Source organism: Planktothrix tepida PCC 9214 (assembly GCF_900009145.1).
Lineage (GTDB): Bacteria > Cyanobacteriota > Cyanobacteriia > Cyanobacteriales > Microcoleaceae > Planktothrix > Planktothrix tepida.
This window is the reverse complement of sequence record NZ_LN889802.1, coordinates 695,328-709,606: the sequence shown is the minus strand read 5'-3', so window position 1 is coordinate 709,606 and position 14,279 is coordinate 695,328. Positions and strand designations below refer to the sequence as shown.

Sequence of the window (14,279 nt, the reverse complement as noted above, 5' to 3'; positions counted from 1 at the left end):
AATTAAGGAATTTGACGCAAATCTAAGGTTAAGGGATATTCAGGATTAAGATGTAAAGGCGGAATTTTCATCAATCCTGATGTATGCCCCATTTCCATAAATCGTTCTAACATTCGGCCTTCAGCTTCTCGATGATTAACGGGAAATTGTTGATAGATTTTCCCGTCGGGAGGGTTAACAAAATAAGTACAGCCCCCAATAGAACGCTCTGCCCAAGTATCAACAATATCAAAAATTAAAGGATTATGGGGCTCAAGATCGGGATGTAAAATTGAGGCATATCGTCGCGCCCGAAATCGCACCGCCCCCACATATTCCCCTAGATTTCCAGTAGATTTTAACGGAATGGGACGACCTTGACAAGTGACAATATATCGAGCCGAATAACTGTCAAAATTTGGGGAATTTCCTAACGCATTCGTTAATTTAACTTGCAATCTTTCCATGGAAGAATCCACATAACGGGCTGTATTTCCCGATGCAGTTTCTTCCCCTAAAACGTGCCAAGGTTCAATGGCATGACGCAGTTCTAGTTCAATTCCTTCTTTAATAATTTCTCCATAACGGGGAAACCGAAATTCAAAAAATGGGGCAAACCAATCAAAATCAAAATCATAACCAATAATTTGTAAATCCCTTAAAATCGCTTTTAAATCTTCTCCTAAATAATACGGTAACATAAATCGATCATGTAGAGTAGTTCCCAAACGAATTAATGGATAATGATAGGGTTTTTCCCAAAACCAACTCACTAACGCCCGAATTAATAACAATTGTAATAAGCTCATTTGGGGGTGAGGAGGCATCGCAAAGGCTCGAAATTCTAATAATCCCAATTGATTTCTATGATTTTCAATGGGGTACAATTTGTCAATACAAAAAGCAGAACGGTGAGTATTACCCGTAATATCAATTAATAAATTCCTTAATAATCTATCGACTAATTCAGGAGAAATATTTGCATTATAATTTAATTTTTGGAACGCGATTTCTAAATCATATAAACTCTCATGTCTGGCTTCATCTACCCTGGGTGATTGACTGGTTGGCCCAACAAATAAATCAGCGAATAAAAATGTTAAACAAGGGTGATTTTGCCAATAAGTAATTAAACTTCTTAATAAATCAGGACGGCGTAATAATGGACTATCATAAACCGTTTTTCCACCAATGGTAACATGGGCACCACCCCCCGTTGGAATCCGTCGTCCATCTAAGAGATATTTTTCCGTTCCTAAACGGCATAATCTCGCTTCTTCATATAACGTTGTGGTAATTTCAACTAATTCTTTCCAATTAGAAGCGGGATGAATATTAACTTCAATCACGCCGGGGTCTGGAGTAATTTGAAACCCAATAATCCCGCTATTCGCTGGGGGTGTATATCCTTCTAAAATAACGGGATATTGAACCTGGGCGGCTGTATTTTCAATCGTGGCGACTAAATCTACAAAACTTCGCGCCGAGCTTACAGGAGGTAAAAAAACGTGAATTTTTCCCTGTCTTGCTTCTACACTTAAAGCTACTCGAATAGAATTAATGGGAGATTCTAAAGGTTCAGAACTGGGAACAATGGGGGGATGAGTTAAGGGGAGAACCGCTTCTTGTTCAAGTTCATCTGCGTGCCAATTTAAAGAGCTTAAAGGTAAACGAAACCCAATGGGAGAATTTCCGGTTAATAGTTCAATTTTATTGGAGTTAGGCAACCGCCAACGACAACTACTCCAGCGAATTGCGTTATTTTTAACGATTGATAAAATCGGTAAGGTATATCCAGCAATGGTATTAGAGTTAGGTTCATACGCCTGAATAATACACTCGGATTTTACGCCTAAATTTTTAACTAAAGCTTCAATAAACGTTAAAACATCTTGTTGAATATAACCATAATCTTGCTCCTCTTGGGCATAGAGTTCGGGATTTCGCCATAAGGGAATTCCATCTTTTCGCCAATAACACCCTAACGCCCAACGGGGTAGTGCTTCCCCCGGATACCATTTGCCTAATCCATAATGAAGTAATCCCCCCTTTTGAGTAAATTTATCTTGTAAACGGGTGAGCAATTTTCCAGCCAGTTGACGTTTTTCTTCTCCGAGTGCTGCAATTCGCCATTGGGGAGATTCAAAATCATCAATAGAAACAAAAGTCGGTTCTCCTCCCATAGTTAAACCCACATTTAAACGCTGTAAATCAGCTTCAACTTTTTCCCCTAAATCATGAATATTTTGCCATTGTTCTTCTGTATAAGGTTTTGTTACCCTAGGAATTTCATGATAACGAGAAACCGTGACAAAAAAGTCTAATTTTGACTCAGCAGGTTCAAAGGTTCCGTAAACGGGACGAGCTTCTAAGGGGTCAGCAACACAAACTAAGGGAATATGACCTTCTGCTACCATTAAACCCGATGTGGGGTCAAGTCCAAGCCAACCCGCACCAGGTAAATAAACCTCCGCCCAAGCGTGTAAATCAGCATTATCATTCGATGGCCCAGGTTGCCCATCCAGAGGGGGAATATCATTACTCAGTTGGATTAAATATCCCGAAACAAATCGCGCTGCTAATCCATAATGGCGTAAAATTTGTACGAATAACCAAGCTGTATCTCGACAGGAACCGATTTTTTTCTCCAGGGTTTCTTCACAGGTTTGAATTCCGGGTTCAAATCTAACTTTATATTCAATTATTTCCGCTAATTTTCGATTCAAATCTAGTAAAAAATCAAGGGTATAAACATTATTTTTATGATTAATTTTAACCCACTGAGTTAATAATTCTCCTGCTTCCCGAATTTCTAAAAAAGGAATTAATTCTTGAGCCAGACGAGGTTGATATTGAAAGGGATAGTTTGAAGCATCGGGTTCAATAAAAAAATTGAAGGGATTAATAGGCTGAATTTTAGCTATTAAATCCACTTCAATTTTTAAAGAATCAGTGCTTTGAGGAAAGTTAACTCTAGCCAAAAAATTTCCATCATGATCTTGTAACCATGTTAGTTGATGGTCAGAGGGGGCAATCTTGAGAGCATAACTCAAAATTGGTGTCCGGCAATGGGGAGAGGGGCGCAACCCAATCGTATGAGGCCCTAGAATCACAGAACGTTCAAACTGATAGCAAATCTGGTGGTTTAAACTAACTTTAATAGACATTTTCTTGACTGATGACTGATGGCTTATAACTGATGTCCACAACTGGAGCAAAATCGGTCTTCGGGTTTGACCGATGTTCCACATTGGCTGCAAAACTTCTGTTTATTGGGTGCAGATGCCCCCATTCGCAGTTCCATATTCCCCATTCGCATTTCCATCGGGTTCATGCTCATCTGCATATCTCCCATTTTTAGGTTCATGGGTTCTAGGGGTTTCATCGGTTCCATCGGACTCAGGGTCATCGGAGTCATCGGTTCCATCGAACTCATGGGTTTCAGGGGTTTCATCACTTCTATTCCTGGCATCGGGGACACAGGTAAACTGGTGACTTCATGCACAGGTAGTTGTTCAGAGTTGTTCATCGAGGGGGTTCCACTGATGACACTGACACTACTTCCTTGAATTTGTAAGGTTTTTTCCCCTTGCTCGGATAGGATTTTGAGCATCATACCATAAGGAGTTTGGAACACCTGGGGAGGTGAACTCCAAACTCCGGTCGCAAAACTGCTACTGGCTTGTTGCTGTTGTCCTGGACTACTACTAATCAAGGTGACAACGGTTTGCACACCCTGATTTTCTAAATAAACTCTTTGACCCGCCCCTAGTTCGCATACATACGCCATAGGAAGGCTCCTTTGTCAAGTTATTGTTCTACTGTGCATTGTAGGACTGTGTTTTGCAAAGGAGAAAGGTTCTTAACAATTGTATTAGAAATGACCCCAGCCAAAGGTTATTGATAGGTGTATTCTTCACCGCTACAAACTTTTTGTGCGGCATCTACAGATTCAGTGCCATCTTGAAAGATAGCTCGAAAGTCATAGTCACAATCTTCTCGGCCATCATTTATGTTGATAGTTATACTCTCGCCAGGGTTAAGAACATCAGCACCAAGAATATCATTTTCCCAATCTGATGTACTGGGAGGAGAGGCATAAAAGTGGGTCATCACTTTATCAGTTCCATTGATCAATTTAATCGTTACAGCCCCTGGTTGTGCCATCGCTTTTGAAGATATTAAGCTAATTCCGGGGCTAAATACGGCTGTTGCTAGTAACAAGATAGAAAGGGATTTATTTTTCCTCAATAGACTAATCATGACTGACTCCTCACCAAAAACTAGAATTGGTATAAAATTATATTTATCATGATGAATAGTTTTGTCAAGAGGGGGAATTTATTTCAAGAAAGTTTAAAATTAAAGACGATCCACTCCTTATCTACAAAGGCGATCACTCCTCCTGGAAACGGATCAGTTTGGCTGCAATTGGGGGCTGAAATTAAAGCTTTTAATTTTTCAATATGTTCAAAGTTAGGAGTTTTTGACATAACCTGTTGTAAAATTTTTCGACTGACTCGACGTTGTAAAGCTTCATGGGTTTGACGTAAGATCAATCGATTTATTTTTAAGGGTTTTTGACTTTCCTTTTCAAAGACTACAACCTGCTGAAAAAGGGTTTCTGTTAATGAGTCTAAATAGTCAACTTCTGCTCGTAATAATTCGGCTGTTTGGGCGAGATGGGATTCAACTTGAGGATTAAAATGAGTTTGTAAATACGGTAAAAGTTCTTGACGAATTCGGTTGCGCGCATAATGTAAATCTTCGTTGGTAGTATCAACCCAAATTTTTAAGTGATGTTCTTGACAAAACTGCCCGGTTTGTTCACGAGAAATCTCTAATAAGGGACGCACTAACTGAATAGAAGCCGTTAAATCTGGCTTAAGAATAGGAGATTCTAAGTGTAGAGAACGTTGCCAAGTTAAAGCTTGTAAACCATCGGAACCACTACCCCGGATTAAATTATAAAGTAAGGTTTCCGCGCGATCGCTTTTTGTATGACCTGTAACAATAACTGGATAATGATATTCTTCGGCAATTTCAGCCAAAACTTGATAACGCCATTGCCGAGCCGTTGCCTCACTATTAGGAATTTCCGTCGCCACCCTTCGATAAAACGGTAATTGCCAAGACTCGGCAAGGTGTGCGATATAGTCCCCATTAGCACCGGAGTCAGACCGCCAACGATGGTCACAGTAAACCACCCCTAATTCCCATCCCCACTTCGGTTGCAGGTCTAACAACAATTTCAGTAAACACACAGAATCTTGACCCCCCGATACCGCCACCAACAGCCGTTGAGACTGAGGTAACAGTTGACGATCTCGTAAAGTTTGGTGAAGTTGGCTGTGTAAAAAAGTCCAAATTAAAGAATTTGACATTAGTTTAAAAATTGACACTTCCTCGTCAAGCTGACGCTGTTCAAATTCTCTTTAGTCATAAAAGAAGGATAGAATCTTTAGCTTATTGATGAAATCGTTTATTTCATTTATTAGGCTCATTTTTTTTACCACTTTTGGGGGATGCCCGCTAACTTTACATTGATTATTATAACTCCTTGGGTATAGGTATATAGGGGAAGCTTATGCAATTAAATCAAGAATTGGAGTTAAATCAAACGAACCCTGTTGAGAGCATACTTTTTCAAACTTCATCCCCATTATCCGTTTCTAACAATAAAACGCATCTTAATATATTATTTCTGATTCCTCACCCTTTTTATGAAGATCGAGGCTCTCCCATTGCCGATGATATGCTTCTAAAAGTTTTATCAGAACGGGGAGACAAAATTGATGTTGTTGCCTATCCTGAAGGGCAAAATGTAACTTATAGTAATACAACCTTATATCGCACCACCAAATTTCCAGGATGTAGCAATGTTCGACCCGGGTTTTCTTGGAAAAAGTTAGTTTATGATGTTTTGATGCTATTTAAAGTTTTACAACTAACATTTCAGAAAAAATATGATTTAATTCATGCCATTGAAGAAACCGTTTTCATTGCCCTCCTGATTAAATTCCTCTTTAAAACCCCCTATATTTATGACATGGATTCTTCTGTAGCCCAACAGATGATCGAAAAATATCCAAAATTATCTCCCTTGAAATCAGTTTTCAATACCTTTGAAGGATTAGCCGTTAAACACGCACAAGCGGTTGTCCCAGTGTGTCAAGCTTTAGCAAATGATATTGCTGAGTATAAGCCACAAAAAGTCGTTCTGCTTCCCGATGTTTCTTTGTTGAAATCAAATCCCAATCAACTCACTGAAGATTTGAAACAGAATTTAAACATTAATCATCTACTGATGATGTATGTGGGGAATTTAGAAAGCTATCAAGGCATTGATTTATTGCTCGATAGCTTTGCGCTGACCCTTAAACAAACTCAAAAAGCAGATTTAGTCATTGTTGGGGGAGAACCAGAAGACGTTGAATTCTATCAACAAAAAGCTCAACAACTCGGTATTGATCATAACGTTCATTTCCTGGGTAAAAAACCTGCTAGCGAACTCGATATCTATCTTTCCCAAGCCGATATTTTAGTTTCTCCCCGCACCAAAGGGAAGAATACACCGATGAAAATTTATTCCTACCTCGATAGTGGAAAAGCCGTTTTAGCCACCGATTTATTTACCCATACTCAAGTTTTAAATCCTGAAGTTGCTCAACTCGCAATACCCGAACCTGAAGCATTTGCTCAAGGGATGGTGAATTTAATTACCAATGAAACCTTGAGAACAAAACTCGGTGAAGCAGGAAAAGCTTTAGTTCACGAAAAATATAGTTATAGTGCATTCCGTCAACAATCAAATCGCCTTTATAATGAATTGACACAGGAACTCTTGCCAAACTCCGTGTCAGTCGGATATAACCAGGAGTAACTTGTCACGGTTTCAGTTTCCTATCATTAGGTTATGAAAAGAAATTTAACAGCCTTGACCGAAAATAATTATGATCTTTTAATTATTGGAGGAGGCATTTATGGAGCGTGTATCGCTTGGGATGCCAGCTTGCGGGGGCTATCAGTTGCTTTAGTCGAAAAAGCAGATTTTGGAGGGGCGACTTCTGCTAATAGCTTAAAAATTATTCATGGTGGTTTGCGCTATTTGCAAAAAGCCGACTTTAAGCGAATGCGAGAATCAATAAAAGAACGCACCACATTAATGCGAATTGCACCGCATTTAATCCATCCTTTACCCGTTTTAGTACCTACCTACGGACACGGAACAAAGGGGAGAGAAGCACTGACTCTGGGAATGTTCATTAATGATATTATCAGTAGCGATCGCAATCAACTCAACGATCCCCAAAAACATATCCCCAATGGTCGAATTATTTCTCAAGCTGAATGTCAAGAATTGCTTCCTAATATTCCTGAAGCTGGACTAACTGGGGGAGCAATTTTTTGTGATGCTCAAGTTTACAATTCAGAACGTTTAACCCTATCGTTTCTCAAGTCTGCTGAACAACAAGGAGCAACTTTAGCTAACTATGTAGAAGTCACCGGATTTTTATTCACAGAAAATCGAGTAACTGGGGTTAAAGTTAAAGACGAATTAACCGCATCAGAACTAGAGATTCGCGCGAAAACCGTTGTTAATACCAGTGGCCCTTGGCTGAATCAAATTCTCAATTTTTTACCCCAAAAATCACCGCTACCGCCCCTGAATTTGGCAAAAGCGATGAATTTAATCACTCGGCCTTTATTTAATACCTATGCCGTTGGTCTTTCCGGTGCAAAATGTCAATTACCTAACGGTTCAGTTCAGAAAAGTCGTTTCTTTTTTATTGCCCCTTGGCGCGGTAAATCTATGATTGGAACCTGGTACAGTGTTTACGATCAAGATCCCAATCAGTTTAAAATTACAGAAGCAGAAATTCAAGAGTTTATTAGCGAAATTAATCAAGTCTATCCCGCCGCAAAATTACAGCGAGAAGACATTTCATTTGTGCATGGGGGACTGCTTCCTAGAATTGGAATTGATGCCAAAACAGGAGAACCCAAATTAGCAGATCAATATCAACTCCGAGATCATACTCAAGATGGATGTCCAGGATTAATTTCCGTGCTAGGTGTAAAATATACAACCGCTAGAGATGTGGCTCAAAAAGCTATTGATTTTGTGTTTAAAACTTGGGATCAATACCCCCCTGAATCTAAATCAGCGATTACACCAATTGACGGCGGAAAAATCGAAAGTTTTAATAATTTTTTACACCAAGCTATCTTAGAGGGAAAAACTCAAGGATTAACAGAAAGTCAAATTCATCGATTAGTTTATAACTATGGTTCTAGTTATCCTAATGTGTTAAACTATCTCAAGGATTCCCCAGATTCTCAAGGAATTCTGAATGAGACAGAATTGATTAAAGCAGAAGTGCTTCATGCCATTCATGAGGAAATGGCACAAAAATTAAGTGATGTTGTTTTTCGTCGGACAGAATTGGGAAGTGCAGGAGATATCTCTCAGGAAACCCTTAATATTTGTGCTAAAACAATGGGTGAAGCTTTGGGATGGAGTCAAACCCGAATTGAGGAGGAACTCAAAGATATTAATTTGAGTAATGGAATACAATCTTTAGCGATCACTTAATATTTTTCTAAAGTATAAACGATAGCCAAGAAAAAAATGAACCTTCTTAAAACTCAAGCTTTTACCCAAAATAGTCAGAAGATATGGATTGATGCTCATGTTCATATCCATGACTGTTTTCCCCTCGATCAACTGCTGAACTCAGCTTTAAAAAACTTTCAACAGGTTTCCCAAATAGAATCCCCAACTTCTCTACTTTTTTTAACAGAAATTCAAGGAATAAATCAGTTTAAAAAGCTTCTAATTTATGCAGAATCTCAACCCAATAATATTGCAGGATGGACATTTCATAAAACTCAAGAGATCTTTTCAATAGAAGCTAAAAATCAACAAAATCAAAGTATTTTTATTATTGCAGGTCGCCAAATCGTGACCGCCGAAAAATTAGAAGTTCTGGCTTTAATTACAGACAAAACCGTTGAGGATGGTTTACCCATAGAAACAACTTTAACTGAAATTCAAGACAGAGGAGGAATTCCAGTTCTGCCTTGGGGTGTTGGAAAATGGATCGGGAAACGAGGAAAATTACTGAATCATTTATTAAATTCTGATCAAATTCCCTTACTATTTTTAGGAGATAATTCTGGTCGTCCTGTCTTCTGGTTACGACCTCCCTATTTTAAACTAGCCGAACAGAAAGGATGGCAAGTTTTACCCGGAACTGATCCCTTATCCTTAGCAACACAAGCATCTCGACCCGGAAGTTTTGGCTTTAATATCGAGGGAGAATTTAACCCCAAAAAACCCGGAAATAGCATCAAGCAAATTTTACTTAATTCTCAGACAAAAATTCAACCCTATGGCCGTTTAGAAAATCCTGTACGGTTTATTCAAAATCAGTTAGCAATTCGTTCTCATTCATCAGCAAAAATGCCACCCCAAGAACAAACTATCGTTTCAACAAATGGCTTTCCTGAAACTGCCGATATTGAAACCTCCTCAGACGGCTACGCCTCACGTTTTGCGGGAGAATTGGGACAATGGTTACTGAAAGTTCAAGAAGAAGCTACCTTAAAACTGTTAGCAGCCTATCCCCAAGCAACGGTATTAGATGTGGGAGGCGGACACGGACAAATAACAAAACCCCTGATTGAAAATGGTTATCAAGTCACGGTTTTAGGAAGCGATGAAATCTGTAAAAACCGCATTCAAACCCTCATTGATGCCAATTTATGTTCCTTCAAAGTGGGTAATGTTCTGGACTTACCCTATCCTGATAATGCCTTTGATGTGGTGATTAGTTATCGATTTTTAGCTCATGTTACCCAGTGGCAAAAATTTCTTAGTGAACTTAGCCGCGTTGCTAAAAAAGCCGTCATTATTGACTATCCCACCCTACGGAGTGTTAATTCCATTGCCCCCTATTTATTTAAATTTAAAAAAGGTTTAGAAGGCAATACTCGAACCTATATTACCTATGATGAATCAGAATTGGTAGACTTTTTTAAATCCTTGGGATTAAAACAAACGGAACGTTATCCCCAATTTTTTATCCCGATGGTGCTGCATCGTGCGTTAAAATCACCTACAGTCTCATCTGTTTTAGAACAGCCCTTTCGAGTGTCTGGGTTAACTTATCTTTTAGGTTCACCCGTCATTGCTAAATTTATCAAAAGTTGAATTTTTGATTGTCCTATAGGGGAAAAATAATGGAAGAGTCTAGCTATAAACTACCACCTGGTTCTCGCGTTTTAGTCACTGGGGGAACTGGATTTACAGGTTCAGTATTGTTACGAAAATTAGTCAATCAAGGAGTGAGTGTTGTGGCAATTGCCCGCCCTACTTCCAACCTCAAACCCTTCGAGGGAATGCCCATTGAATGGTTACAGGGTGACGTTTTTGATCCTGACTTGGTTAATCAAGCCATCCAAAATGTTAATTATATTTTTCACATGGTTACACCCTTTCGGGAAGCCAAATCTCCTGATCAGGGATATTATAATGTTCATGTTCTGAGTACCCAACTGTTAGCAAAAGCAGCGTTAAAACAACCAGATTTTAAGCGCTTTGTTCATGTTTCTACGATTGGAGTTCATGGTCATATTGAAAATCCCCCAGGAGATGAAAATGCCCCTTTCGATCCAGGGGATATTTATCAGCAAAGCAAATTAGAAGGAGAAATTTGGATTAAAGAATTTGGTCAAACTGAAGGATTACCCGTCACCGTTGTTCGACCTGCTGGAATTTATGGCCCCGGAGAGAGACGACTCTTAAAAATCTATAAATGGGTTGCTAAAAAGTGGGTTCCTGTGATTGGAAATGCTCAGAATTTACTGCATTTTATTCATGTTGATGATTTAACAGACTTCTTTATTTTAACCGCCCTACATCCCCGTGCCGTTGGAGAAGTCTTTATTTGTGGTAGTCCCCAAGCCATGACCTTCCAAAATATGGTTAATTTAATTGGGGATTATTATGGCGTTTCTCCTAAATTTATTAAATTTCCAGCCGCTCCAGTTTTTGCCATTGGAGATCTATTTGAGATGATTTTCCGACCCTTGGGAATTGAACCTCCCATCTATCAGCGACGGCTGGCTTTTTATACCAAAGATCGCTCCTTTAATACGTCTAAAATGAAAAATCTATTAGACTTTGTACCTCGTCATTCAGACGAAGAAGGATTAAAAGAACTGGCTCAATGGTATCTCGACCAAGGTTGGATTACCCTCAAAAATACTTAAACCTATTCTTGAACAATAAATTATGGTCGCCCCTGAAGAAAAACAAAAAATTAATAAAGTTCCCCTTTCGGAACAACTCAATCAAAGTCAATCCTCGGCTTTAAAACGCTATCAAGAAAAGGCCGTTGGCACAACAAAGTTTTTGCCGTTTCTGACCTATGAACTTGCCTTATTACTGGGCAGTAACCTCCCCGGCAGTCTCGGTTATATCACCCGTAAACTGCTTTATCATTCTCTGTTTAAACAGGCTGGAAAAAGCTTGATTTTAGGGCAAGGCGTTGTGTTACGTCATCCCAACAAAATAACACTCGGAAATCGGGTTGCCATTGATGATTATGTGCTCTTAGATGCCAGTGGTTCAGGGAATGAGGGAATAACTCTAGGAGATGATGTGATTATTTCCCGAAATTGTGTGATTCAAGGCAAAACGGGGGGAGTTACCATCGGAAATAAAACCGATATTGGATGCAATACTGTGATTACATCAGGGGCTGGAATTATGATAGGTCGTTCCGTTTTAATTGCAGCTAATTGTTATATTGGTGGCGGACGCTATATTACAGACCGTTTGGATATTCCGATGATCGAACAAGGAGTTTATACTAAAGGTGCGGTGGCGATTGAGGATGATGTTTGGTTAGGGGCAGGTTCAACGGTTTTAGATGGGGTAAAAATTGGCAAAGGTTGTATTGTCGGGGCGGGTGCAGTGGTTACAAAAGATTTACCAGAATATGCGATCGCCACTGGAGTTCCCGCTAAAATTATAAAAACCCGATAAGATCTAGGGCTGGTGATATTCAAGGGATTTTTAATCTCAACTATAATAGGAATCTGGTCTTACTATCTGGTTGAAATCGGCAGGCTTAAAGGTAGGAATACTCTTGCCTACCGACTTAGATAAAATCTTTAACGGTTTGCGACTGATAATTGATGGGCTGGCTAATACCTTATTCTGATTCCCCATTTCCCATTAAATCAAGGGGAATACAAAACGTCAAGCTAGATTGACACTTAACCGCAACAATTTTGTCAGAGATTATTTGAACAAATCGGCTCGATACATGATTAATTGGTGTATTGAACACCAGATTGGAACGGTAATTGTTGGCGTTAATCCCGGTATTAAACAAGAAATCAATATCGGAGCTAAAAACAATCAGAATTTTGTTCAAATTCCCTATTGGAGTTTGAGACAAAAACTCAAAAACTTGTGTGAACGATATGGATTGAAATATCAGGAACAGGAAGAATCTTACACCAGTAAGGCAAGTTTCTTGGATGGTGATCATATTCCCGTCTACAATCCTGACCCGTCCCAAAAATATCAATTTTCTGGAAAACGGGTTAAACGTGGATTGTATTGTTCTCAACAAGGACATTTGATTAATGCTGATTGTAATGGCGCTGCCAATATCGGAAAGAAAAGTAGCCACAATGGTTTTGCCGGAGTGGGTAGGGGTTGTTTGACTCAGCCTTTAAGAGTGAAAATCTCTTAAGAATCCCCGTCTCTTCAGAGCGGGGAGTGTCAATGGGCATTTATTGGGTCAGTGATGTTCCTAAAAATTGTTTGGGTTGCATGAGGAAGAGGATTGTAATTAAGCTGATCCCTATCAGTCCGATCCCAATAACAGGAGATAAACCCATCAACAAAAAAGAAGGACTCATAGTTAAAATCAAAGAGCAGATCACAATGATTGCCAGACGTGTTGTAGAGCGTTGATACCCCTCCCGAATCATAATAGTGAACCCGGCACTGCACAAAATAATCTCACTCATTAAGGTGGCAAAAGCGGCTCCTGCTGCGCCCCACTGAGGAATGAGGAGGGTATTGAGAAAAATGTTTATACTGGCTGTTAAAAATAGCATTCGGGGTAAAAAATGCTCCCGGCCCGTTGCTTGTAAAAAATTTTGAGTAAAAACACCAAACATACTCACACTCAAACTCGAAAGCAGAATTCTTAGAGAAGCAACAGAACCTGAATATTTCGCGCCATAAAGCACTTCTACTAAAGTTCCCTGCATAGAGATAGCAACTAAGAGAATGGGCAAAACTCCCACTAATAAAAGGCGTGTGGCTTTGTAGATTTGTTCTGGAACTCGGTGAGGTTCACTGACGTGATAACGAGCTAGGCGCGTAAAGATGACATAAAAAATCACACGCGGTAATGCAGAAAAAATTTCTAAAATCCGATAAGAGGCACTATAAAGTCCCGCTTGGTCATCGAAACCCATGCCTTTAATCATGACTAAATCAACCTGGTAGTAGAGAACCCAGAGAAGACCCGACATGGCAAAGGGATAAGCTATTTTCAGGGAGGCTAGACCTGTGTTGAAGTTCAAGCTAGACCAAAGATTGACCTTACGGTTGAGGAAGTAAAGCAGTCCTAAGATGTCTAAAAAACGGACAATTACGATTGTGCCAACGACAAATACTAAATTGTGAGTTAAAAACAGAACTGCTGTGGAAATGAGAACAACAGCAGAACGTTCGATGGCGACCGAAATACTTTCTGCTCTAAACCATCCCATCCCCTTGAGAGTTCCCCGCAGCGTCAATTTGGCAGCACGGGCTATTTCTGAGAAAACGGCTAAATAACAAACGATTAATCCATTCCCTTCATAACCTAAGACTAATGCTAAAGGCAGTAACAGCAAGAGGACGGGGATAGAAGTTAAACCCTCCAACAGTAGAAAACGAATGGTGTATTTAGGCCCTTCAACAGGATTCGCTGCGACTTCACGGTTAATCAGGGTGGGGAAACCAAATTGAATAAATAGGGAGAGAATCGCAGCCAGGGCGATCGCAGCCGCAAAAACTCCATATTCTGCTGGCCCCAGAACACGAGCGATCGCAATATAAAATACAAAGGTTAAAGCAAGAGTGGCTTCTCCTAAGAAAGCATAGAGGTAAGACCAATCTAAGCGGCGAAGTTGGTTCACAAAAAAATTTAATTGCATAAAAAGTTCACAACTTACTATAGCAACTCTTGGATTTGTAGACAAACCTCTAGCTTAATTAAATT

The 14,279-nt window shown here is 39.5% G+C and carries 11 protein-coding genes; 6 read left to right on the top strand and 5 right to left on the bottom strand.

The window, feature by feature from the left end:
* Window positions 1–2 precede the first annotated feature (2 nt).
* From PL9214_RS17530 to tilS, 4 genes are all read right to left on the bottom strand, one after another.
* On the bottom strand, window positions 3–3,146 hold the full coding sequence (locus tag PL9214_RS17530) for a transglutaminase family protein (protein ID WP_072720013.1): 3,144 nt from the start codon (window positions 3,144–3,146) through the stop codon (window positions 3–5).
* A gap of 23 nt (window positions 3,147–3,169) precedes the next feature.
* A complete protein-coding gene (locus tag PL9214_RS17525) occupies window positions 3,170–3,769 on the bottom strand; it encodes a zinc ribbon domain-containing protein (protein WP_072720012.1) in 600 nt (199 codons plus the stop codon).
* A 107-nt stretch (window positions 3,770–3,876) separates the two neighbouring features.
* Window positions 3,877–4,242, bottom strand: a complete 366-nt coding sequence (locus PL9214_RS17520; protein WP_072720011.1) for a hypothetical protein — start codon at window positions 4,240–4,242, stop codon at window positions 3,877–3,879.
* 83 nt (window positions 4,243–4,325) lie between these two features.
* The gene (gene tilS / locus PL9214_RS17515; RefSeq protein WP_072720010.1) at window positions 4,326–5,363 is read right to left on the bottom strand and encodes a tRNA lysidine(34) synthetase TilS; all 1,038 of its coding nucleotides are present in this window, start codon (window positions 5,361–5,363) and stop codon (window positions 4,326–4,328) included.
* A gap of 203 nt (window positions 5,364–5,566) precedes the next feature.
* Here tilS and PL9214_RS31980 point away from each other — a divergent pair, with 203 nt between their 5' ends.
* The 6 genes from PL9214_RS31980 to PL9214_RS17485 all read left to right on the top strand — a co-directional run bounded on the left by PL9214_RS31980 (window position 5,567) and on the right by PL9214_RS17485 (window position 12,752).
* Complete coding sequence (locus PL9214_RS31980) at window positions 5,567–6,862, top strand: glycosyltransferase (RefSeq protein ID WP_083580059.1); 1,296 nt, start codon at window positions 5,567–5,569, stop codon at window positions 6,860–6,862.
* 33 nt (window positions 6,863–6,895) lie between these two features.
* The gene (locus tag PL9214_RS17505; RefSeq protein ID WP_072720009.1) at window positions 6,896–8,575 is read left to right on the top strand and encodes a glycerol-3-phosphate dehydrogenase/oxidase; all 1,680 of its coding nucleotides are present in this window, start codon (window positions 6,896–6,898) and stop codon (window positions 8,573–8,575) included.
* Between the two features lie 36 nt (window positions 8,576–8,611).
* On the top strand, window positions 8,612–10,195 hold the full coding sequence (locus PL9214_RS32360; RefSeq protein ID WP_245824271.1) for a class I SAM-dependent methyltransferase: 1,584 nt from the start codon (window positions 8,612–8,614) through the stop codon (window positions 10,193–10,195).
* 29 nt (window positions 10,196–10,224) lie between these two features.
* The gene (locus PL9214_RS17495; RefSeq protein ID WP_072720008.1) at window positions 10,225–11,256 is read left to right on the top strand and encodes an NAD-dependent epimerase/dehydratase family protein; all 1,032 of its coding nucleotides are present in this window, start codon (window positions 10,225–10,227) and stop codon (window positions 11,254–11,256) included.
* Window positions 11,257–11,278: 22 nt separating this feature from the next.
* Window positions 11,279–12,034: an acyltransferase gene (locus PL9214_RS17490; protein ID WP_072720007.1), complete on the top strand. Its 756-nt coding sequence runs from the start codon at window positions 11,279–11,281 to the stop codon at window positions 12,032–12,034.
* Between the two features lie 226 nt (window positions 12,035–12,260).
* A complete protein-coding gene (locus tag PL9214_RS17485) occupies window positions 12,261–12,752 on the top strand; it encodes an IS200/IS605 family accessory protein TnpB-related protein (protein WP_281250333.1) in 492 nt (163 codons plus the stop codon).
* 40 nt (window positions 12,753–12,792) lie between these two features.
* On the opposite strand, the gene PL9214_RS17480 is transcribed toward PL9214_RS17485, so the two are convergent.
* The gene (locus PL9214_RS17480; RefSeq protein WP_072720006.1) at window positions 12,793–14,214 is read right to left on the bottom strand and encodes an oligosaccharide flippase family protein; all 1,422 of its coding nucleotides are present in this window, start codon (window positions 14,212–14,214) and stop codon (window positions 12,793–12,795) included.
* Window positions 14,215–14,279 lie beyond the last annotated feature (65 nt).

Bases quoted from the DNA above. Each gene is read 5' to 3' on its own strand.
- tilS (WP_072720010.1), bottom strand. From the start codon at position 5,363: ATGTCAAATTCTTTAATTTGGACTTTTTTACACAGCCAACTTCACCAA.
- PL9214_RS17480 (WP_072720006.1), bottom strand. From the start codon at position 14,214: ATGCAATTAAATTTTTTTGTGAACCAACTTCGCCGCTTAGATTGGTCT.
- PL9214_RS32360 (WP_245824271.1), top strand. From the start codon at position 8,612: ATGAACCTTCTTAAAACTCAAGCTTTTACCCAAAATAGTCAGAAGATA.
- PL9214_RS17520 (WP_072720011.1), bottom strand. From the start codon at position 4,242: ATGATTAGTCTATTGAGGAAAAATAAATCCCTTTCTATCTTGTTACTA.
- PL9214_RS17490 (WP_072720007.1), top strand. From the start codon at position 11,279: ATGGTCGCCCCTGAAGAAAAACAAAAAATTAATAAAGTTCCCCTTTCG.
- PL9214_RS17495 (WP_072720008.1), top strand. From the start codon at position 10,225: ATGGAAGAGTCTAGCTATAAACTACCACCTGGTTCTCGCGTTTTAGTC.
- PL9214_RS17530 (WP_072720013.1), bottom strand. From the start codon at position 3,146: ATGTCTATTAAAGTTAGTTTAAACCACCAGATTTGCTATCAGTTTGAA.
- PL9214_RS17505 (WP_072720009.1), top strand. From the start codon at position 6,896: ATGAAAAGAAATTTAACAGCCTTGACCGAAAATAATTATGATCTTTTA.
- PL9214_RS31980 (WP_083580059.1), top strand. From the start codon at position 5,567: ATGCAATTAAATCAAGAATTGGAGTTAAATCAAACGAACCCTGTTGAG.
- PL9214_RS17525 (WP_072720012.1), bottom strand. From the start codon at position 3,769: ATGGCGTATGTATGCGAACTAGGGGCGGGTCAAAGAGTTTATTTAGAA.